19 protein-coding genes are annotated in these 20,672 nt (G+C 45.2%); 17 read left to right on the top strand and 2 right to left on the bottom strand.

Translation table 11 applies throughout. The features are described from left to right. Positions 1 to 219: 219 nt before the first annotated feature. The 13 genes from lspA to VKA52_RS20680 all read left to right on the top strand — a co-directional run bounded on the left by lspA (position 220) and on the right by VKA52_RS20680 (position 16,390). Entirely contained in the window at positions 220 to 693 is a 474-nt protein-coding gene (gene lspA / locus VKA52_RS20740; RefSeq protein ID WP_160913061.1) for a signal peptidase II, read from the top strand. Next, positions 690 to 1,601 carry an RluA family pseudouridine synthase gene (locus tag VKA52_RS20735; RefSeq protein ID WP_160913063.1) on the top strand — a complete coding sequence of 304 codons (912 nt, stop codon included), beginning with the start codon at positions 690 to 692 and terminating at the stop codon, positions 1,599 to 1,601. Before lspA ends, VKA52_RS20735 begins: the two co-directional genes overlap by 4 nt. A 192-nt stretch (positions 1,602 to 1,793) precedes the next feature. Continuing rightward, on the top strand, positions 1,794 to 2,336 hold the full coding sequence (pyrR, locus tag VKA52_RS20730) for a bifunctional pyr operon transcriptional regulator/uracil phosphoribosyltransferase PyrR (protein ID WP_206945876.1): 543 nt from the start codon (positions 1,794 to 1,796) through the stop codon (positions 2,334 to 2,336). A gap of 191 nt (positions 2,337 to 2,527) precedes the next feature. After that, positions 2,528 to 3,916 carry a solute carrier family 23 protein gene (locus VKA52_RS20725; RefSeq protein ID WP_326317088.1) on the top strand — a complete coding sequence of 463 codons (1,389 nt, stop codon included), beginning with the start codon at positions 2,528 to 2,530 and terminating at the stop codon, positions 3,914 to 3,916. Positions 3,917 to 4,080: 164 nt separating this feature from the next. Next, entirely contained in the window at positions 4,081 to 4,977 is an 897-nt protein-coding gene (locus tag VKA52_RS20720) for an aspartate carbamoyltransferase catalytic subunit (protein WP_326317086.1), read from the top strand. Then, complete coding sequence (locus VKA52_RS20715; protein ID WP_326317084.1) at positions 4,978 to 6,267, top strand: dihydroorotase; 1,290 nt, start codon at positions 4,978 to 4,980, stop codon at positions 6,265 to 6,267. It begins immediately after the preceding gene. Then, positions 6,248 to 7,357, top strand: a complete 1,110-nt coding sequence (locus VKA52_RS20710; protein ID WP_326317082.1) for a carbamoyl phosphate synthase small subunit — start codon at positions 6,248 to 6,250, stop codon at positions 7,355 to 7,357. Before VKA52_RS20715 ends, VKA52_RS20710 begins: the two co-directional genes overlap by 20 nt. Beyond that, complete coding sequence (gene carB, locus VKA52_RS20705; RefSeq protein ID WP_326317081.1) at positions 7,336 to 10,539, top strand: carbamoyl-phosphate synthase large subunit; 3,204 nt, start codon at positions 7,336 to 7,338, stop codon at positions 10,537 to 10,539. Before VKA52_RS20710 ends, carB begins: the two co-directional genes overlap by 22 nt. Continuing rightward, a complete protein-coding gene (locus VKA52_RS20700) occupies positions 10,536 to 11,294 on the top strand; it encodes a dihydroorotate dehydrogenase electron transfer subunit (RefSeq protein WP_326317080.1) in 759 nt (252 codons plus the stop codon). Before carB ends, VKA52_RS20700 begins: the two co-directional genes overlap by 4 nt. Beyond that, entirely contained in the window at positions 11,291 to 12,223 is a 933-nt protein-coding gene (locus tag VKA52_RS20695; protein WP_326317078.1) for a dihydroorotate dehydrogenase, read from the top strand. The genes VKA52_RS20700 and VKA52_RS20695 overlap by 4 nt, the downstream gene beginning before the upstream one ends. Then, positions 12,189 to 12,911: an orotidine-5'-phosphate decarboxylase gene (gene pyrF / locus VKA52_RS20690; protein WP_326317076.1), complete on the top strand. Its 723-nt coding sequence runs from the start codon at positions 12,189 to 12,191 to the stop codon at positions 12,909 to 12,911. The genes VKA52_RS20695 and pyrF overlap by 35 nt, the downstream gene beginning before the upstream one ends. After that, positions 12,886 to 13,512, top strand: a complete 627-nt coding sequence (pyrE, locus tag VKA52_RS20685) for an orotate phosphoribosyltransferase (RefSeq protein WP_160913081.1) — start codon at positions 12,886 to 12,888, stop codon at positions 13,510 to 13,512. The genes pyrF and pyrE overlap by 26 nt, the downstream gene beginning before the upstream one ends. A gap of 703 nt (positions 13,513 to 14,215) precedes the next feature. Beyond that, complete coding sequence (locus VKA52_RS20680) at positions 14,216 to 16,390, top strand: FUSC family protein (RefSeq protein WP_326317074.1); 2,175 nt, start codon at positions 14,216 to 14,218, stop codon at positions 16,388 to 16,390. Between the two features lie 38 nt (positions 16,391 to 16,428). Here VKA52_RS20680 and VKA52_RS20675 read toward each other — a convergent pair whose 3' ends face one another. Further along, positions 16,429 to 16,554 (bottom strand): hypothetical protein, encoded by a 126-nt coding sequence (locus tag VKA52_RS20675; RefSeq protein WP_255534767.1) that lies wholly within the window; start codon positions 16,552 to 16,554, stop codon positions 16,429 to 16,431. Positions 16,555 to 16,657: 103 nt separating this feature from the next. Then, positions 16,658 to 18,373, bottom strand: a complete 1,716-nt coding sequence (locus VKA52_RS20670; RefSeq protein ID WP_326317071.1) for an Rqc2 family fibronectin-binding protein — start codon at positions 18,371 to 18,373, stop codon at positions 16,658 to 16,660. A gap of 141 nt (positions 18,374 to 18,514) precedes the next feature. Between VKA52_RS20670 and VKA52_RS20665 the strand changes: the two genes are divergently transcribed. From VKA52_RS20665 to rpoZ, 4 genes are all read left to right on the top strand, one after another. Next, positions 18,515 to 19,405, top strand: a complete 891-nt coding sequence (locus tag VKA52_RS20665; RefSeq protein ID WP_326317104.1) for a YicC/YloC family endoribonuclease — start codon at positions 18,515 to 18,517, stop codon at positions 19,403 to 19,405. Between the two features lie 79 nt (positions 19,406 to 19,484). Next, positions 19,485 to 19,748: an extracellular matrix/biofilm regulator RemA gene (remA, locus tag VKA52_RS20660; RefSeq protein WP_027954142.1), complete on the top strand. Its 264-nt coding sequence runs from the start codon at positions 19,485 to 19,487 to the stop codon at positions 19,746 to 19,748. Positions 19,749 to 19,762: 14 nt separating this feature from the next. Next, entirely contained in the window at positions 19,763 to 20,377 is a 615-nt protein-coding gene (gene gmk / locus VKA52_RS20655; RefSeq protein ID WP_160913089.1) for a guanylate kinase, read from the top strand. A 2-nt stretch (positions 20,378 to 20,379) separates the two neighbouring features. Then, positions 20,380 to 20,607 carry a DNA-directed RNA polymerase subunit omega gene (gene rpoZ / locus VKA52_RS20650; protein WP_146816568.1) on the top strand — a complete coding sequence of 76 codons (228 nt, stop codon included), beginning with the start codon at positions 20,380 to 20,382 and terminating at the stop codon, positions 20,605 to 20,607. The last annotated feature ends 65 nt before the right edge of the window (positions 20,608 to 20,672 follow it).

The following is a 20,672-nucleotide window of genomic DNA, read 5'->3' as shown; positions in this document are numbered from 1 at the left end:
GGAAAAAAGTGCTTGGTGAGACCCCACAGGACGCAGTCCGAGGAGGCTCACCGCGCTCCCGCGGAAAGCGAGCTATTCCCCGTAGCCCCCATCCACTCAATAATAGTCTCGAAACTGAGTCTTCAACTAAAGGGAGCTTATGTGGAAGTGAGAAGTTGTTCTTTGCAGGAGTAGTTTTGTGGTACAATAGGCTAGGACTAAGATTCATGGGGGACGCTTATGATTTTGTATTATATCATCGCCATTGGTCTCATTATCCTTGATCAATGGACGAAGTGGCTTGTGGTCACAAAAATGGATATTGGCCAAAGCATAACCATTATCGAAAACTTTTTCTACCTGACCTCTCACCGGAATCAGGGTGCTGCCTGGGGAATATTACAAGGGCAGATGTGGTTCTTCTATATCATAACGGTGATTGTCATAGGATTTGTCATTTATTATTTACATCAGTATGGAAAAGAAAGTCGCTTTGTAGGTGTAGCTCTAGCTTTCATACTTGCAGGAGCGGTTGGGAATTTCATCGATCGTGTATTTCGTAAGGAAGTGGTCGATTTCGCCAACACCTACATTTTCAGCTATGATTTTCCTATTTTCAATGTAGCGGACTCTGCTCTTGTCGTCGGAGTGATTTTTGTCATGATTGCCACTTTCGTTGATGAGCGCAGAAAGAAAGGAAGTTTGAAATCTTGAGTGAACACTATAAGGTTACAGAAAACGATCAGTCAAAGCGGATTGATAAATTATTAACAGAGGTCATCGAAGAAGCGTCCAGATCTCAAATTCAGGGATGGCTGAAAGATGGCATAGTCTGTGTAGATGGAAAAGCAGTAAAGAGCAATTACAAGGTGCAGGAGGGGGAGAGTATTACGTGGCATATCCCAGAGCCTGAACCGATGGATATCCTTCCTGAGGACATTCCGATTGAGATTGTGTACGAAGATGAAGATGTGATTGTCGTCAATAAACCCTCCGGCATGGTAATCCACCCGGCAGCGGGCCACTATTCAGGTACACTCGTGAATGCTCTGTTATTCCATGTAAAGGATTTGTCTGGAATCAACGGAGTGGAGCGCCCGGGGATCGTTCATCGGATTGATAAAGACACAAGTGGTCTATTGATGGTAGCTAAGAATGATCTTGCTCATCAATCACTGGCGGAGCAATTGTCCAAAAAAACCGTTGAACGTAAATATGAAGCGATCGTACACGGAGAAATTCATCATGAATATGGCACGATTGATGCCCCAATCGGACGGGATCCTAAAGATCGGCAGAGGATGGCAGTTGTCGATGGCGGGCGTGATGCGGTGACTCATTTCCGTGTCCTGCGTCATTTTACTGATTTCACTTTAGTCGAATGTAAATTGGAAACAGGGCGTACACACCAGATTCGTGTGCATATGCGCTATATTGATCATCCGCTAGCGGGTGACCCGAAGTACGGCCCACGTAAAACGTTGGACCTTGATGGTCAAGCACTGCATGCTAAATCTCTGGGTTTTGAGCATCCGAGAACCGGGGAATGGAAAAAGTTTGAGGTCGAACCTCCAGCGGAATTTAAGGAAACACTGAAGTACTTGGAGACAAAAGAGGTTTAATAAGCTATTGACAAAGCTTATAGGGAGTGTCATACTTCCATATAGAATATAAAGACCTTTAAAAGACAGTCCCGTGAGGCTGAAAAGGTGACGGTTATGCACAGGACACGTGTATTAAAACCCCTTTTCTGCCTTTATGCGGAAAAGGGGTTTTTTCGTCACTGAACACTGGGAATCAAGGAGGACTCAATGATGAATGCAAAAGCGACTGTACTCGATGATGCAGCGATCCGTCGGGCATTGACCAGGATCTCTCATGAAATCATAGAAAAAAACAAGGGAATTGAGGATCTCGTCCTTGTAGGAATTAAAACACGAGGCGTGCCGATTGCTCAGCGCCTTAAGGATAAAATTCAGGAGATTGAAGGTGCAGATCTTCCAGACGGGGAGCTTGATATTACCCTCTACCGTGATGACTTGACGCCTCAGGGAAATGGAGCAGAACCTCAATTGAAAGAAACGAACATTACGGCGGATATTGATGGAAAAAAAGTCATTCTCGTCGACGATGTCCTTTATACAGGCCGAACGGTGCGTGCCGCAATGGATGCACTGATCGACCATGGACGACCAAAAGAAATACAGCTGGCGGTTTTAGTGGACCGGGGACACCGGGAGCTGCCGATCCGCGCAGATTATGTGGGGAAAAATGTTCCGACTTCTCAGGAAGAAATCATTACCGTCACTTTATCTGAAACGGATGAAGCGGACGAAGTGAAGATTTATGAAAAATGAATGAATCGTAACCTTTAAAGAAAGTCCCGTGAGGCTTAAAAGGTTCGTAAGGATACGTGTACTCTACACGTCTACCTCTTTGCGTACTTTTTAAGCGCAAAGAGGTTTTTTTATGGGGAAATCCCGGGGATGATGGATGCCCTAACATGTACCACCCCCAAACAGGAAGAGACACGAAGGAGGAATTCGATATGAAACAACATAAAGCAGCACTCGATGTTAATGAAGTACCACCACTAAATAAATGGCTTGTCCTTAGCCTCCAGCATCTGTTCGCGATGTTCGGAGCAACGATTCTCGTTCCTTTTCTGACCGGTTTATCGCCATCAGTCGCTCTCGTATCAAGCGGGTTTGGAACACTCGCATACCTGCTCATAACGAGAGGGAAGGTACCCGCCTATCTTGGCTCTAGTTTCGCCTTCATTGCTCCGATCATAGAAGTTTCCAAGTCAAGCGGAGTTGCGGGAGCGATGGTCGGAAGCTTTCTTGCCGGTCTTGTCTACGGGCTGGTTGCTCTCTTAATCTCCATTTTTGGAACGAAGTGGCTCATGAACCTGCTTCCGCCGATTGTTGTCGGCCCGGTCATTATTGTCATCGGTCTCGGGTTAGCATCAACGGCTGTGGAGATGGCGATGTACCTGCCGGGGCAGGAAGAAAACATTTACAGTGGAACTCACTTCATGGTCGCTCTTGTCACACTGGCCATAACGATTATCGCATCCATCTACTTTAAAGGGTTCTTTTCCCTGCTGCCGATTCTTTTCGGAATTGTCGGCGGGTATGCATTTGCTATGACTCAAGGCATTGTGGATACGAGCGGCATTCAGGAAGAATGGACAACAATTACGACAGCAGGTTCGTTTACTGCTGCCATAGCTGCACTCTTCCAAGCACCGGATTTCGTTGTCCCATTCGTCGACTTTTCCCCACTGGAAGTAATCAGCTGGGAAATTGCCTTTCTGATGGTTCCCTTTGCGCTTGTCACAATCACGGAACATACCGGAGATCAGATGGTCTTATCGAAAGTGGTAGGAAGAAACTTTTTGAAAAATCCAGGATTGGATAAATCCATTCTTGGAGACGGAGTCGCTACATTCATCGCTTCCTGTCTGGGAGGACCTCCGAACACCACGTATGGAGAAAATATCGGAGTACTGGCGATTACGAGAGTGTACAGTGTGTTCGTCATCGGCGGAGCAGCTGTCATCGCCATCGTCTTTGGCTTCATCGGCATGGTAACGGCAGTCATCAGTTCGATTCCGACCGCCGTCATGGGAGGCGTATCTATTCTCCTCTTCGGAATTATCGCTTCCAGCGGTCTGCGTATGCTGATCGATAATCAAATCGATTTTGGTGAAAAGAGAAACTTGATCATCGCCTCAGTCATCCTCGTCATCGGGGTCGGAGGTGCTTTCGTCCAAGTGACGGAGGAAGTACAAATCGCGGGAATGGCGCTTGCTGCCATCATTGGTGTCGGTCTTAACTTGATCCTACCTGGTAAAGAAAAAGGACACGGAAATGGACAGATGTTCGAAGCGCCTGAAGTCGAACAGCAAAACAAGAAAAATCATGTAGCATAACCAAACACTAGCTTCACGTTTTAAATGAGTCCAGAGAGGCTTGAAAAGGTGTACTAGGGATGGGCTCGTTTGTCATGCGACGAGTTCAGCACCCCCAGACACCTGGGGGTGCTTTTTTTCTCCTTAGTCCCCGTTAACTTAATAATAGGAACGGAGAGATGTACATGACCGCCATTCGATCTAAAAGAAACTTGCTGTCCATCAAGCAGCTGAGCAATGAACAGATATATCACCTGATTCATTTAGCAGAAAAACTGAAAGATCCCGTAAACCGTCCCTCTTTTTCAGGACAATTTGCTGCCAATCTATTTTTAGAACCGAGCACGCGAACTAAAACGAGTTTTCACATCGCTGAAAAGAGGTTGGGGTTCGATGTTGTTGAGTTGGATGGGGTAGATTCCAGCTTAACAAAAGGAGAAAGCTTATATGACACCTTAAAGACGCTGGAGTCGCTCGGCGTGGATCTGGCTGTCGTGCGGCAGTCAGAAGTGGATGGCCTGTCGACATGTACGGAAGGGTTGGATATACCCTTAATCAACGCTGGGGATGGCTGTGGGGAGCATCCCACACAATCCCTTCTGGACTTGTACACCATTTATGAACATTTTCAAAGTTTCAAAGGCTTGCATGTTTGCATTGCGGGAGATTTAAAACACAGCCGGGTTGCCAGATCTAATGCCTATGCACTAAGACAACTCGGGGCCGACGTATCTTTTGTCAGTAAACCCGAATGGCAGGATCCTACTATGACACAGAATTACATCACAATGGACGAAGCTGTAGAAACTTGTGATGTCCTGATGCTGCTTCGAATTCAACATGAACGGCATACGGGTCGTGAAGAGACGGGTAGCTATCTGGAACAATATGGACTGACAGTGGAAAGGGAAGCGAGGATGATGAAACATAGTATCATTCTTCATCCTGCGCCGGTGAATCGCGGGGTGGAGATCGATGAGAGCCTCGTTGAATGCGAAAAGTCAAAGATTTTCAGGCAGATGACAAATGGAGTGACGATGCGGATGGCCATTATCCATGCACTCATGAAAGGGGAGCTTTAAATGAAAAAGAAAATTATCAACGGGCAGGTCTTTACGAAGCATCGCTTCGAGAAGTCTGAAATTTTGATCGAGGACGGTACGATTGTTGATATAGCACCTTCTGTCGGAGAAGCAGATGAAATGATTGATGCGAAAGAGGGTCTTGTACTGCCAGGATTGGTGGATGTCCATATTCATTTACGTGAACCTGGAGACGAACAAAAAGAAACCATACTTACAGGGACAGAGGCTGCAGCTCGTGGAGGCTTTACAACTGTGTGTGCTATGCCGAACACGAAGCCTGTACCTGATTCTGAAGAGAACATGTATAACTTGATGGAGAAGATCAAGCAGGATGCATCAGTAAGAGTGCTTCCTTATGCTTCAATAACCACGCGTCAGCTCGGAAAAGAGCTTGTTGATATGCAAACCTTATCGCAAATGGGCGCGTTCGCCTTTACCGATGATGGCGTAGGAGTTCAAACGGCTGGCATGATGTACGAAGCGATGAAAGAAGCAAGCCGGCTGGATAAAGCGATCGTAGCTCATTGCGAGGACAATTCACTCGTATATAAAGGGGTCGCCCACCAAGGTGATGTGAGTGAGAGACTCGGACTGCCTGGAATTGCGAACATTGCTGAGTCTGTACAAATTGCAAGAGACGTTCTGCTTGCGGAAGCCACCGGCTGCCATTATCACGTGTGTCACGTTTCAACAAAGGAGTCGGTAAGGGTCATCCGTGATGCAAAGAAAGCGGGGATTCGAGTAACTGCAGAAGTAACGCCGCATCATTTGATTCTTAACGAAATGGATGTCCAGGAAGACGACGCCTTTTTCAAAATGAACCCGCCGCTTCGATCCAAAGAAGATCAGAAAGCGCTCATTGAAGGTTTGATGGACGGAACCATCGATTTTATTGCAACGGATCACGCCCCCCATACCGAAGAGGATAAGAAAGAAGGCTTCCTTTACTCACCATTTGGAATTACGGGTTTGGAAACAGCCTTCCCTCTTTTGTACACCCACTTCATAGAGAAGCATGAAATTCAGCTGGAGCGTCTTGTGGAATGGCTGACGAGCAAGCCAGCTGAGGTATTCGGTATCCCTTATGGCACTTTAGAAAAAGGAGCATCAGCAGATATCACCATTGTAGAGGTAAACCATGAAAAGATGATCGACCGTCACAGCTTTGCTTCAAAAGGAAAGAACACACCTTTCCATGGCTGGAGAGCGAAAGGTTGGCCGGAGCTTACCATGGTTGAAGGAAAAATTGTATGGGAGGGGAAAACGCATGAAACAACTCGTGCTTGAAGATGGAACGGTATTTGTAGGTGAAGGATTCGGCAGTGAACGGGAAACGATTGGTGAGGTCGTATTCAATACGGGGATGAGCGGTTATCAGGAAGCGATTTCTGACCCGTCTTATTACGGACAACTGATCACCTTCACATATCCACTCATCGGAAACTATGGAATCAATCGCGATGACTTTGAAACCGTCAACCCGGGGGTATTCGGAGTCATCGTAAAAGAACACTGTGATTATCCTTCCAATTTCCGAAACGAAGAAACGATCGACGAATTTTTAAAAGCGAAGAATATTCCAGGAATCAGTGACATTGATACGAGGAAGCTGACGAAAATCATCCGCCAGCATGGAACGATGAAGGCGATGATCGCCTCATCCGATCGGCCGATTAATGAAGTACTCAGCTTATTGGAAGCGACTCCACTATTGAATGATCAAGTGAAACAGGTATCGACTGTTAAGCCGTATGTTGTTCCAGGTCGAGGGGAGCGGATTGTACTCGTAGATTTCGGTATGAAACACGGTATTTTACGGGAATTTACGAAGCGAGATTGCCATGTGACTGTGGTTCCTTACCATACGTCAGCAGAGGAGATCCTGAGACTGAAACCGGATGGTGTGATGCTCTCGAACGGTCCTGGAGATCCAAAAGATGTGCCTGAGGCGATTCAAACCATTCGTGAACTGATCGGTCAAGTACCTATATTCGGGATCTGCCTTGGGCACCAGTTGATTGCTCTTGCTTCTGGGGCAGATACTTCTAAAATGAAATTCGGCCATAGAGGAATCAATCAGCCGGTGAAAGATTTGGATACGGGGAGAACGTATATCACTTCTCAGAACCATGGCTACGCCGTCAACCTTCATTCACTGAAAGAGACCGAACTGCAGCTTTCCCAAGTTTCTTTGAATGACAACTCAGTGGAAGGGTTGAAACACAAGGAAGACCCGGTTTTCTCTGTGCAATATCACCCGGAGAGTTCACCAGGACCGGAAGATACAGCCCATTTATTCGATGAATTCTTGAAAATGATCGATCACCACCAGAAGAACACAAAGGAGGACTCTCAATGCCTAAGCGTACAGATCTAACAAAAATACTCGTCATCGGATCCGGTCCGATCGTCATCGGTCAGGCTGCTGAATTTGACTATTCCGGAACCCAGGCCTGTCAATCTTTGAAAGAAGAAGGATATGAAGTTATCCTCGCTAATTCAAACCCGGCAACGATCATGACCGATCATACCTTTGCTGATCAAGTCTATATGGAACCACTGACGCTTGAGTTTCTTCAAAAAATTATTAGAAAAGAAACCCCGGACGCGATTCTTCCCACTCTTGGAGGGCAGACGGGACTGAATATGGCGGTAGAGTTGAGTGACTCTGGTATTCTTGAAGAATTTAATGTGGAACTCTTAGGGACGCCACTTGATGCCATCCAACAAGCCGAAGATCGTGAGAAATTCAGGGCATTGATGCATGAGATGAATCAGCCTGTACCTGAAAGTGAAATTGTCAGCACGGTGGAACAAGCACTGGATTTTGCAGAGACGATCGGTTTTCCAGTCATCGTCCGCCCAGCTTACACCATGGGCGGAGCCGGTGGAGGCATGTGTGACGATGCTGCTCAGTTAAAAGAAATTGCCAGAAGCGGACTGGCCGCTTCTCCTGTCAGTCAGTGTTTAATAGAGAAGAACATTGCCGGCTTCAAAGAAGTAGAGTATGAAGTGATGCGCGATGGGGCGGACAATAAAATCGTCGTTTGTAATATGGAAAACTTCGACCCTGTTGGCATTCATACGGGAGATTCCATCGTTGTCGCTCCTTCCCAAACACTTAGCGACCGGGAATATCAAATGCTTAGAAATGCATCATTGGAGATCATCCAGGCTCTCCAGATTGAGGGTGGATGTAATGTCCAGCTTGCTCTTGATCCGGATAATTTCCAATATTACATCATCGAAGTGAATCCGCGCGTCAGTCGTTCTTCTGCCCTTGCTTCCAAAGCGACCGGCTATCCAATTGCTAAACTAGCAGCCAAAATCGCTGTAGGGATGACGCTGGGTGAAATCAAAAACCCGGTAACTGGTACGACCTATGCCTGTTTCGAACCAGCTCTCGACTATGTTGTAACGAAAATCCCACGCTGGCCGTTCGATAAATTTGCGAAGGGAAATCGTACACTCGGTACCCAGATGAAAGCGACCGGTGAAGTGATGAGTATCGGCAGAAGCTTTGAAGAATCTTTACTGAAAGGGATCCGATCGCTGGAGGGTGATACAGAAGAGCTTTATCTTTCTTATGCCGAACATATGAAAGAGGAAGATCTGAATAGAAGATTGAAAAAAGCGGATGATGAACGGATATTCTTAATCGCAGAAGCGTTAAGGAGAGGGTATTCCATTGAAAGTCTGCATGAAATAACAGGAGGTATTGATTTATTCTTCCTTTATAAACTACAACGGATCATCCAGCTTGAGAAGAAAGTGGCCCACGGAGAAATGGATGGATCTTTACTAGAGAAAGTAAAGAAAACCGGATTTTCTGATCAACAAATCGCACGATTAACAAACCGGGAAGAAGCAGAAGTTCGGGAGTGGAGAAGAAGTCATGGAATTCGTCCGGTGTACAAAATGGTGGATACGTGCGCCGGGGAGTTTGAATCGGAAACGCCTTATTTTTACAGCAGTTATGAAGATGAGAACGAAGCCATCCCTAGTGGAAATAAAAAGGTGCTCGTCATCGGGTCTGGTCCGATCCGTATCGGCCAGGGCGTCGAATTCGACTATGCGACCGTCCATTCTGTCCTTGCACTGAAGGAAATGGGCTATGAAGCCATTATTATGAACAACAACCCGGAAACAGTTTCCACAGACTTCAGTGTTTCTGACAAGCTTTATTTTGAACCGTTATCACTCGAAGATGTAATGAATGTCATTGATCTCGAACAGCCGGAAGGCGTCATCGTCCAGTTTGGAGGACAGACAGCCATCAACCTCGTGGACGGATTGACGAAAGAAGGCGTAAAGATCCTGGGTACTACAATGGAGTCGATTGATAAAACAGAAGACAGGGATTTGTTTGAACAGCTGCTCAACGATTTGAATATCCCTAAACCAGGAGGGGAAAGTGTCAAAAGCGCAGAGGAAGCTTTCCTTGCTGCTGAGAAAATCGGATACCCGCTTGTCGTCAGACCTTCCTATGTCCTCGGCGGCCGTGCGATGGCGATTGTTTATTCAAACGAAGAGCTCTCCTCTTACTTGGAAACAAATGCATCTGCACACAATGGTCATCCCATTCTGATCGACAAGTACATGACCGGGATGGAAATTGAAGTCGATGCCATCTCGGACGGGGAAGATGTTTTCATTCCGGGGATCATGGAACACATTGAACGCGCAGGAGTCCACTCGGGAGATTCCATGGCTGTTTATCCGACCCAGCGGCTTACAAAAGAACTTGAACAACAATGTATCGATGCGACAACAAAGATTGCCAGAGAGCTGAATATGAAAGGCCTCATCAACATTCAGTTTGTCGTTTACAAAGGTACAGCCTATGTTCTTGAAGTGAACCCTAGAGCGAGCCGGACGGTACCTTTCTTGAGTAAAATCACAGGGGTTCCGATGGCGAGGCTTGCGACAAAGGTTCTATTGGGCAAAACATTGAAAGACGAAGGATACACATCAGGAGTGGCTGCAAAGCCGAATGGGGTCTATGTCAAAGTGCCTGTCTTCTCTTTTGAAAAACTGAGAAGTGTTGATACGACGCTAGGACCTGAGATGAAATCGACCGGTGAAGTCATCGGATATGATCAAACATTGGAAAAAGCCCTTTACAAAGGAATGACATCTGCAGGGTTGAAGATTCCGACACAAGGATCTGTACTGCTTACCGTTGCAGACAAAGACAAATCAGAAATGCTGGATATTGCGAAAACATTCTTTGAACTGGGTTTCCGTCTGTTCGCAACGGAAGGAACAGCTTCTGTGATAGAAGAAGCACAGATTCCTGTAGAAGCGGTAGGAAAAGTGGGATCGGATCAGCGCGATGTCATCGATCTTATTCAACAAGGAGAAGTGCAGTTCGTTGTCAATACACTAAACAAAGGGATGCGTGCAAGATCGGATGGGTTCAGAATCCGTAGAGAAGCGGTCGAACATGGACTTGCTTGTTTAACAAGCTTGGATACAGCCAAAACCATTGTAGATGTGATTAATGCGATGTCCTTCTCGGCCCGTGCCATCACACCAATGGAAGGAGTGACAGGATGAAAAACGAACGGATGACCATTGTTAGACATGAGAAGGTTGCGAGAGATACGCACCTTCTCGTCCTGGAAGGAAAACTGGTGCAGGAGATCGCGGATCCTGGTCAATTCGTGCACGTCAGAATCGATGGTTTCTACCTGCGGCGTCCGATATCTATTGCAGATTTTAACCTTGAAAATCGTACCGTGACTTTGATTTATAAAGTCATGGGAGACGGGACGAAAGCGTTGACGCGTTCTCAGGTCGGTGATCGGTTGGATGTTCTTGGCCCGGGAGGTCAAGGTTTTCCGACGACGAGCATCTATTCTGATCATGCACTGATCATTGGTGGGGGTATCGGAGTGCCACCCCTGTACAGCACTGCGAAGAATCTGAAAGAAAATGGAGTGGCCGTCACGAGTATTCTCGGTTTCAGATCCAGGGAGGATGCCTTTTTACTCGATGAATTCCGTGCCCTTGGAGAAGTGCATGTGACGACAGAAGATGGGTCACTGGGGAAAAGCGGCCGTGTAACGGACGCTCTCTCTGATGTGAGAGAGGATTACCAGCTCTATTTATCCTGTGGCCCGACGGTGATGTTAAAAGCAGTCGCTGATCAACATCCGGATACACCAGGGTATTTGTCGATGGAAGAACGGATGGGCTGTGGAATCGGCGCCTGTTTTGCCTGTGTCGTCGAATCGAACGATGAAAAAGGATACAAACGCATCTGTTGTGATGGTCCTGTATTCAAATCCGGGGAGGTCGTCTTATCATGAATTTATCTGTGAATCTACCGGGTTTAACTTTGAAAAATCCTGTTATGCCGGCTAGTGGCTGCTTTGCATTCGGAAAGGAATTCGCACAATTTTATGACCTTGCAAGCCTTGGAGCCGTCATTATGAAAGCAGCCACAAAGGAACGTCGCTTTGGAAATGGCACACCAAGAGTAGCAGAAACCTCAAGCGGCATGCTGAATGCGATCGGACTGCAAAACCCTGGTGTGGAAAGCATCATTTCGGATGAAATTCCATTTTTGAGAAACCATAACCTTCCAATCATTGCCAATGTAGCAGGGAGTACGGTGGAGGAATATGGGGAGGTTGCTGAACAAATCTCCTCCCATGTGGATGCCATCGAATTGAACATATCCTGTCCGAATGTCAAAGAGGGAGGGGTGCAATTCGGTACCGACCCTCTGTTAGCTAAAGAAGTCATCCGTTATGTCGTCGAAATGAGCACTGTGCCTGTGTATGTGAAGCTTTCTCCTAATGTGACCGATATCGTCAGAATGGCTCTTGCAGCAGAAGAAGCGGGTGCTTCAGGTCTTTCCATGATTAATACACTTACAGGGATGCGGATTGACCCTAAAACGCGCAAACCTGTCATTGCAAATGGAACAGGAGGCCTCTCAGGAGCAGCGATCAAACCGATCAGTATCCGGATGATCCATCAGGTTTACCAAGCCGTAACCATTCCAATCATCGGTATGGGTGGGATTGAAACCGCAGAAGATGTATTGGAATACCTACTAGCCGGAGCGAGTGCAGTGGCAATCGGAAGTGCAAATTTCAAAAATCCTTTCATCTGTAAGGAAGTCATTGAAGACTTGCCTGCGACGCTTTCACGCTATGGGTTTTCAAGCGTAGAGCAAGCGATTGGAGGTGCCCATGATGAAAAAGTTGAAACCTCTGTACTTCGCCCTTGATTTCCAAACGGGAAAGGAAGCACTAGACTTTTTGAAGCGTAATGACCTTACAGGCATACCGGTTAAAGTGGGCATGGAGCTTTTTTATAAAGAAGGACCTGCCATCATCCATCAATTAAAAGAAATGGAGCACGAAATCTTTCTCGATTTGAAATTGCATGATATTCCAGAAACCGTACGTCGTGCGATGAGAAACCTTGCCAGCATGAAAGTCGATGTCGTCAACGTTCATGCTCAAGGCGGGGAAGATATGATGAAAGCTGCTAAAATCGGTTTGGAAGAAGGAGCACAAGGGCATGTTCCCGTTTTATTAGCCGTTACCGTTCTTACCTCTTCGGACCAGCAAATGTTGAAAGAGCAGCTGCTCATCAACCGTCCTTTAGCCGAAGTCGTCAAGCACTATGGGATGCGAGCGGAGAAGTGCGGCGTGGATGGTGTCGTCTGTTCGGTGGAAGAAGCCGGGATCATAAAAAAACATACGACGCTTGCTGCTTTGACACCGGGAATACGCCTGGCAGGGGGAGAAAACCATGATCAGAAGCGAGTGGCTACCCCGGAAAAAGCCCGGGAAAACGGGAGTGATGCCATGGTTGTGGGGAGAGCAATCAGAGATGCAGAAAACCCCGAAGACATCTACAAAACAATAAAGGAGGCCTTTCAACATGAGTCAATCAACACTCATACGTGACTTGCTTCACATAGGAGCGGTTAAAATTGAAACCGATAACTATTTTACATGGACATCTGGCCTGAAATCACCAATCTATTGTGACAATCGTTTAACGATGTCCTATCCTGAAATAAGAAAAAGCATTGCAGAAGCATTTGTGAACAAAATCAAGCGCCTGGGCCACATCGATGTCATCGCAGGGTGTGCAACAGCAGGTATTCCCCATGCTGCCTGGGTGGCGGACTTAATGGATCTTCCCATGGTTTATGTCAGGTCTTCAGCCAAAAAGCATGGAAAAGGAAACCAGATTGAGGGTCATGTTGTAAAAGGGCAAAAAGCCATTGTTATCGAGGATTTAATTTCAACAGGAAAATCGTCAATAGAAGCCGCAGAAGCCTTGAAAAAAGAAGGTGTGGAAGTGGTTGAAGTGCTGTCGATCTTCACTTACAACCTTCAAGCGGCGGAGGATGCATTTAAGGATACAAGCTATTCTTATCAATCCCTGACAAGTTATGAAGAGCTTCTGCAACAGTTACTCAATGAAAATCAAATTGAAAAGGAGCAGGAGCAGCTGTTGATGAAGTGGAGCCAGGACCCTTATGTTTTTACGAACTCTTAACGTATAGAGGAGTTGCTATTTCTGCATTCTCCTAGTACGATGAAGTCATCAAAACGTATTGGTGATGAAAATGAAATCTAAAAAACACTCTTTTTTCATACTCATGAATGCTTCGCTTGGTTTATTGACCTGTTTTGTTTATTTATATACATGGGTGGCCTTTGCATTTATGGAGTCTATGTGGTCCCTGGAACCTTTATTAAGCTTATTCGCATCCCTTGCGTTATTCATTCTTTGGAATGTGTATATGCTGAAGCGCGAAAGCCGGAGGTATTGGGCACAAGCGGTTTTTTCTTACCTGGCATCGATAGCAGTATTCGCATACTTTCTAACCTGAAACCACGATTCAATCGTGGTTTTTTTAATCCAATGCCCCAAAACTAAATGTTAATTATTACTAGATGAATCTCTATTCTTTGAGACTTAGCTTTGCGATCCTCAGGGTTTGTTTGCCCTATTGAGAGTCAAATCCTGTATACTTACTAAATCAGTACATATCAAATACGGCAAATTGGATGGAAACGTAAGAAAGGGAGCTTTCCCTTTTGACAGATGGGATAGAGCGCTCTATAATTTATTTTTATCTATCTCGTTACTCATACAATGGAAGAATAAAAGGGTTGTGCGTTCTTAATACATAAATGAAGATTTATTTAATAGATAGAATCGATTCTTCACATACAAAGGAAAGGAGGATTATTCAATGTATGAAATAGGAAGAAAGTCGTACTGGTTGAAAAGAATGCTTGCGTCTGATCCTGGACATAAGCGTTTGCAACAGGCAGGAAAAGCGACGTTGAGTGTAATCTCAGCTGTCTTTACTACCTTACTGATCTTGAATACACTCGGTAAAGATCCACTTCTGCCCGCAATCATATCAGGTGTTTGCGGCCTGTTGGGCATCATGGCGGTCATGGACGATACCAAAAAAGAAAAGCAGGGGACAACACTTTTGCTTCCTTTATCCGCCATCTGCGGAGTGACACTGGGGTCTTTGCTCTCCTTTAGTGCCGTTCTCGTATCCGCGTTAATGATCTTGATCATCTTTTGCAGCTTTTATTTTTCTAAATTTGGTAGTCGCTACTTTTCTTTAGGGATGATTGGGTTTATCACGGTTTATTTTTCTTCCTTTTTAAAACTCCCCCCAGCAGAATTCCCATGGTTTTACGGCGCCATTTGTATAGGCATCTGCTACGCTTTTCTATATAATTTCATCATTTTCCGAGATACCGCCCAGCAGCTCAGGCGCAGTGTCCAATCATTTCACAGGCAGGCCAACTTGACGTTCGAACTGTTGACGGAAGTCATAGATGATCCAGATATAAACCAAATCCGCTCAAAAAAGTTGACGGAAAATGTAAAAAAGCTGAGAGACTACGCAAATCATGTCTCCACAGATTTGAATGCCCAGAATATCAGAGAAGTTTGGCCGGGTGTCCGCACAGATCAATTACGGTTATATGTATTCGATACGGCGATGTTTGTCATGACGCTTTCGGATAGTTTAGAGAGGTTAAAAGAAAGCGGAGCGCTTCAGTCGGAAGAGCTCCGTTTCACCCTCTTACGACTCATACGTACATTGCAGAAGGCTGAAGTTCTTAAATTAGAGCAGAAAGAAAGCCACCTTGCTGAGGCAGAGCGTGTAGTAAGCGCTTTGCGAAATACGATCGACCAGAGATTTGGCGAACGTGAAACAAGACCTGAAGGATGGCTTTATCTGCTCCGCCGGATTGAGGCGATTGCTTCGCATGTGACGGAGGGAGCCCTTGCCATCAAATATAGTGGCAAAGATCATTCTGGTGCTGAATTGACCGAAGACAAGAAATCAACAGAAACGGAAGAACAAACGAAAGGGATGAAACCTTCGACGAAAAAAGCTATTCAGTCGGTGATCGCAGGATCAATCGCTGTCGTTGTTGGTCACTTGATTTCTCCTATACAGCCCTACTGGGTGTTATTAACGACTTTTATCGTTCAATTAGGGACCCCGACCGTTGGGCGCACATATCTGAAGGGTTTGGAAAGGTCCATTGGCACGATCGTAGGAGCTATTATTGGTTTCATTTTAGCAAAGACGGTGTCAGGTCAGTCTGAACTGGAAGTAGCCCTGATTTTTGCGGTTATCTTTTTTGCTTTTTACACGCTTCCCGTTTCCTACACTGTGATGAGTATGTTCATCACGATGCTCATCGCTTTCATGTATGACCTCATGTTGGGAGGAATCAGTTATGGATTGCTGCTAGCCCGTGTGGTCGATACCATTGCAGGAGCTGGGATTGCACTTGCGGCTGCCGCCTTCATTTTTCCTACTCGAACATTGGACAAAATGAAAGAACAGCTGGTGGAGTACTTAGAAGATCTCGAGGGTTACATCCTGTCCTACATGGACAATTTCCGCCAGTCAGAAAGCATGAAGGGGCTGGCAGATCTAGCTTTTCAGATGGATGTGAAGATCCAGCTGCTAGAAGAGGAGGCAAAACCTGCGTTGCAAAGACCCGGAGCGAATAAGTATTCGGGTATCCCCAGATTGTTGATGTCATTTACGGCTATTAATTATTATGCAAAACAATTACTTGCTTCTACGTATCAAAAGGATTTTTATCATTCCGAGGAAATCAAAGAGGCTCTCCAGCGAACGGAAAAGGTTTATAAGCATAACATACGCACGATCATGGCGGTCATGAACGGAGAAGTAATGAGTGGACAACTGTTCAAGCTTCAACATGAGCGGGAAATGATTGAACGGTTTGCCCCGGGACACAAAGAAGGGGAGGGAGATATTGTCCACCACCTCTTTTATATTTGGAAAATCAATCAAGCTCTGCTGGTAGTTGGTGAAAGAATGGGGCTTGTTACAGCGGAAAGGTTGGAAGATTAAAAAAGCAGCACTGCGAATTCGCATGTGCTGCTTTTCGTTTATCTGTTACGATCGTAAGACCCTTCGCCGGCTTTCGAGATGGTAATTCGTTCTTCACCCGTAGCTGGTTGAACAGCATCTCTGCTCTTTTTCGGGTTACGTTTGGATTTTGAATTCTTTGGCATAACAGCAACCTCCCTGGTCAGATTCAGTTGCCTTTATATTATTTGTAATCGCAGTTGTACTATGTGAAAATCCCTGTGCCAATAATAGGCACAGGGACATGGGTTAGTCTTTTTTCTTTAACCGTTTAATGAAAGTCGAATCAGGTGTCACGAACAACGTTTGTTGCTGGTCATACGTGACGAACCCAGGCTTTGCACCTGATGGTTTCTTCACATGACGTATCCGTGTATAGTCAACAGGAACAGAAGAGGACCTGCTTGATTTACTGAAATTCGCAGCAAGCTGTGCGGCTTCAAACAGCGTATCTTCGCTCGGGTCTTCATCACGAATCACCACATGAGATCCTGGGATATCCTTGGCATGCAGCCAAATATCCATTTTGTTCGCCATCCGGTTCGTCAGGTATTCGTTCTGTTTGTTGTTTCTTCCGACGTAGATCAACGTACCATCCGTTGATTCAAAACTTTCCGGTTTCGGTTTTTGTGGTTTGTTTTTACGGTTTCCTTTTGTCGCGGGCTTTTTCTTTAAGTAGCCTTGTTCCCGCAGTTCCTCGCGGATTTCTTCAATGTCTTCTTCTCTTGCTGTTTCGACTTGTTGGATCAGACGATCGAAATAAAGGATTTCATCTTCTGCTTTCTGTATTTCTATTTGTACCACTTCTTTGGATTTCTTAAGTTTTGCGTACGTTTGAAAATAGCTTTGTGCATTCTCACTCGGCGATTTATTAGGGTTGAGTTCAATGGTCATTTCTGATTGGTCAGGGTCGTAATAGTCAACGACCGTCACAGATTCATCGCCTGTTTTGACCATATGCATGTGTGCAGTTAAAAGTTCGCCAAGTTTTTGATACTCTTCTGCAGATTCCGATTTCTTCAACGTAGTTTCGTGTTTTTTAATCTTCCGTTTATTTTTATCCCGCTCATTTTTCAAGAAACGATGCAGGTCTCCTGCCTGTTGCTTAACACGATCCCGTTCGGCTTTTCCTGAATAATAATCATCCAGCATAGCACTGACGCTTTCAAATTTTTCAACATCATCGGAAAACGCATGTAAAGGGATGACGTAAAACTGCTCTTTTTCTGCCCTGTGTATCTGTGGTTCATACGCATGGTTGAGTATGATTTCCCTGATTTCACGGTAGGCTTCTTTCACAGTTTGTGAGCCGCCAAGACCTGCTCTGTGAACAATTTCCTTCGTGATCATAGGTGAAAAACCCATCACCACATTCAAAATTTGTTTATCCATTTTGCCAGAGTTGAAATCCAATTTTCTGATGAACGAATCTGGATCAAGGTCAACGGGGTTGATTTTCCCTTGTTCTGGTGGAAGTTTATAAGGCTGTCCGGGCATGATCGTCCGATGCCGGTTTTGCGAAGGGGGCAAATGCTTGATGCTGTCGAGCATATGTCCTTCTTCTTCATCGACAAGCAGGATATTGGAGTGTTTCCCCATCACTTCAATGATGAGCGTTTTCATGGTTTCATCGCCGACTTCGTTTCGGGTTCGGATATGGAACTTTACGATCCTTTCCATGTCCACCTGTTCGATCCGTTCAATAAATCCCCCGATCAAATGCTTCCTTAGAAGCATGCAAAGCATGGGGGGTTCCTTAGGATTATGGTATTGATCTTCCGTCAAATGGAAGCGAGCATAACTCGGGTGTGCGGACAATAATAGCGTTTGCTTTTTTCGATTGGAACGGACCGTAAATACGAGCTCCGTTTCGGTTGGCTGATAAATTTTCATAATACGTCCGGACTGGATCGTTTCATTCAATTCGTTCGTGATCGCCCGGGTAACAATTCCGTCAAAAGACATCGTCTTCACCTCTCTACTTGTAGAAGTATAGCATGAGTAAAGCTTGTTATTCTAAGATTTTTCATCAACTAAAGCCAAACATTCGCAACAGCATCCTTTCTTTTGCTAAAATAGGTGTGGAATTCATTTTACATATAGGTGATGATCGTATTGTTAAAGAGTATGACAGGGTATGGAAAGAGTACGGTTGAAGTCGGTGATACAAAGATTCATGTCGAGATTCGGTCAGTGAATCACCGTTTTTTGGATATAACAACCAAGATGCCACATGGATTACTGTTTATGGAAGAACGGCTGAAACAGGTTGTGAAAGGCCTTTTAACAAGAGGTCGTGTCGATATCTTTGTTACACTTGAGGGAGAAACATTCATTGAAAAGAAAATCGATGTCAATTGGAAAATTGTCGATCAATATTTTACCCGTTTGAAAGATCTCCAGCGCCGCTACGATTTGACGGGGGATATTTCTATTGATATGGTATCCAAGTTAGACCATGTTTTTTCGGAAAAAGAGATGGAAAACGATGCAGATGAATGGCAAATGGCTTTATTAGAGGCTATGGATAATGCTGCCAGACAACTGGTGGAGATGCGGTTGAAAGAAGGGCACGAGTTGTACGAAGATCTTAAGAAACGCATCACAGAAGTCCGGAGATGGCTGAGCAGCCTGGATGAAAGGCGCCCGATGGTCATCGAGGAATATAAAGAGAGGATTCGGGCACGTATAGAAGAATACACTAAAGAACAACTCCGGCCCGATGAAACAAAAATTCTCCAGGAAGTTGCTTTGCTTGCAGAGAAAGGCGACATTACTGAAGAGTTGACAAGACTACAGTCCCATTTCATTCAATTTGAAGGCACACTTTCCATGGATGAACCTGTTGGCAGAAGACTCGATTTTATTGTGCAGGAAATGCACCGTGAAGTGAATACAATCGGATCAAAATCCAATGATGGCAAAATGACGGAAATGGTTGTGAATTTGAAAAGCGAGATGGAAAAGGTGAAAGAACAAGTACAAAATATCGAATAACAATTGTGTTTATGCCTAGTTTTTTCATATAATAGAGGTAGTCATGAAAGTGCTTGGTCAGAAGAAGGAGGAGTCAGCTTTGAGCTTGAAATTAATCAATATCGGTTTTGGAAACGTCGTATCTGCGAATCGTATTATTTCTATTGTTTCGCCTGAATCCGCTCCGATCAAACGTATCATCACGGTCGCCCGTGACAATAATAAATTAGTAGATGCTACATATGGCCGTCGAACGCGTGCGGTCATCATTACAGATAGTGATCATGTCGTCCTTTCAGCCGTCCAGCCGGAAACCGTCGGACAGCGTGTCATCAGTAACGACGAGATCTCAGATGAAAACTAGGAGGACTTTTTGCAGTGATTGATCAGAAAGGTATTTTATTCATCCTTTCCGGCCCATCCGGTGTCGGCAAAGGAACGGTACGTAAAGCATTATTCGAACAATCGACAGATTTACGCTATTCTATATCCATGACGACCCGTGATCCACGGGAAGGGGAAGTGGACGGAGTCGATTATTTCTTCAAGTCAAGAGATGAATTTGAGAAATTGATCAGTGAAGGCCAATTGATTGAACATGCGGAATATGTGGGAAACTATTATGGAACCCCCCGCCAATACGTTGAGCAGACATTGAACGAAGGCAAAGATGTCTTTTTGGAAATTGAAGTCCAGGGGGCACTCAAAGTAAGAGAAAACTTCCCTGAAGGCGTGTTCGTCTTTTTGATTCCACCATCTTTGGAAGAATTGAAGGACCGTATTGTAAACCGTGGCACAGAAACGGAAGACAAAGTGAAGAACCGCCTGAAGGCAGCGAAAGAAGAAATTGACATGATGGATGCGTATGATTATGTCGTCGTGAACGATCAGATTGACAATGCTGTGACGAAAGTGAAATCGATCGTCTCCAGCGAACACTGCAAACGTGAACGTGTTGCCCATCAATATAAAAAAGCATTGGAGGATGAATAATCATGATGTTAGAACCATCCATTGATTCCCTACAGAAACAGATTAAATCCAAGTACACACTCGTAACACTCTCTGCAAGAAGAGCGCGTGAATTGAAACAAGGAAGCGCACCGATGATCGATCATCCAACCTCACATCAGCAAGTTGGTGTGGCGCTTGAAGAAATCCGCGATGGCAAATTGAACTATATTGAAGCGGATGAAATCCAGGAACGTACAGAAACCACATAAGAACATCGAAACGACGTAGGAAAAGCCGCGCTTCTTGATTAAATCAGCGCGGCTTTTCCTACGTG

The organism is Halobacillus sp. HZG1, from assembly GCF_035818575.1.
Taxonomy (GTDB): domain Bacteria; phylum Bacillota; class Bacilli; order Bacillales; family Halobacillaceae; genus Halobacillus; species Halobacillus litoralis.
This window is presented reverse-complemented; position numbering and strand designations above follow the sequence as displayed.

Excerpts from the sequence above, each read along its gene's own strand:
- lspA (WP_160913061.1), top strand. The coding sequence starts at position 220 with ATGATTTTGTATTATATCATCGCCATTGGTCTCATTATCCTTGATCAA.
- pyrR (WP_206945876.1), top strand. The coding sequence starts at position 1,794 with ATGAATGCAAAAGCGACTGTACTCGATGATGCAGCGATCCGTCGGGCA.
- VKA52_RS20725 (WP_326317088.1), top strand. The coding sequence starts at position 2,528 with ATGAAACAACATAAAGCAGCACTCGATGTTAATGAAGTACCACCACTA.
- VKA52_RS20720 (WP_326317086.1), top strand. The coding sequence starts at position 4,081 with ATGACCGCCATTCGATCTAAAAGAAACTTGCTGTCCATCAAGCAGCTG.
- VKA52_RS20715 (WP_326317084.1), top strand. The coding sequence starts at position 4,978 with ATGAAAAAGAAAATTATCAACGGGCAGGTCTTTACGAAGCATCGCTTC.
- VKA52_RS20710 (WP_326317082.1), top strand. The coding sequence starts at position 6,248 with ATGAAACAACTCGTGCTTGAAGATGGAACGGTATTTGTAGGTGAAGGA.
- carB (WP_326317081.1), top strand. The coding sequence starts at position 7,336 with ATGCCTAAGCGTACAGATCTAACAAAAATACTCGTCATCGGATCCGGT.
- VKA52_RS20700 (WP_326317080.1), top strand. The coding sequence starts at position 10,536 with ATGAAAAACGAACGGATGACCATTGTTAGACATGAGAAGGTTGCGAGA.
- VKA52_RS20695 (WP_326317078.1), top strand. The coding sequence starts at position 11,291 with ATGAATTTATCTGTGAATCTACCGGGTTTAACTTTGAAAAATCCTGTT.
- pyrF (WP_326317076.1), top strand. The coding sequence starts at position 12,189 with ATGAAAAAGTTGAAACCTCTGTACTTCGCCCTTGATTTCCAAACGGGA.
- pyrE (WP_160913081.1), top strand. The coding sequence starts at position 12,886 with ATGAGTCAATCAACACTCATACGTGACTTGCTTCACATAGGAGCGGTT.
- VKA52_RS20680 (WP_326317074.1), top strand. The coding sequence starts at position 14,216 with ATGTATGAAATAGGAAGAAAGTCGTACTGGTTGAAAAGAATGCTTGCG.
- VKA52_RS20675 (WP_255534767.1), bottom strand. The coding sequence starts at position 16,554 with ATGCCAAAGAATTCAAAATCCAAACGTAACCCGAAAAAGAGCAGAGAT.
- VKA52_RS20670 (WP_326317071.1), bottom strand. The coding sequence starts at position 18,373 with ATGTCTTTTGACGGAATTGTTACCCGGGCGATCACGAACGAATTGAAT.
- VKA52_RS20665 (WP_326317104.1), top strand. The coding sequence starts at position 18,515 with ATGATCGTATTGTTAAAGAGTATGACAGGGTATGGAAAGAGTACGGTT.
- rpoZ (WP_146816568.1), top strand. The coding sequence starts at position 20,380 with ATGATGTTAGAACCATCCATTGATTCCCTACAGAAACAGATTAAATCC.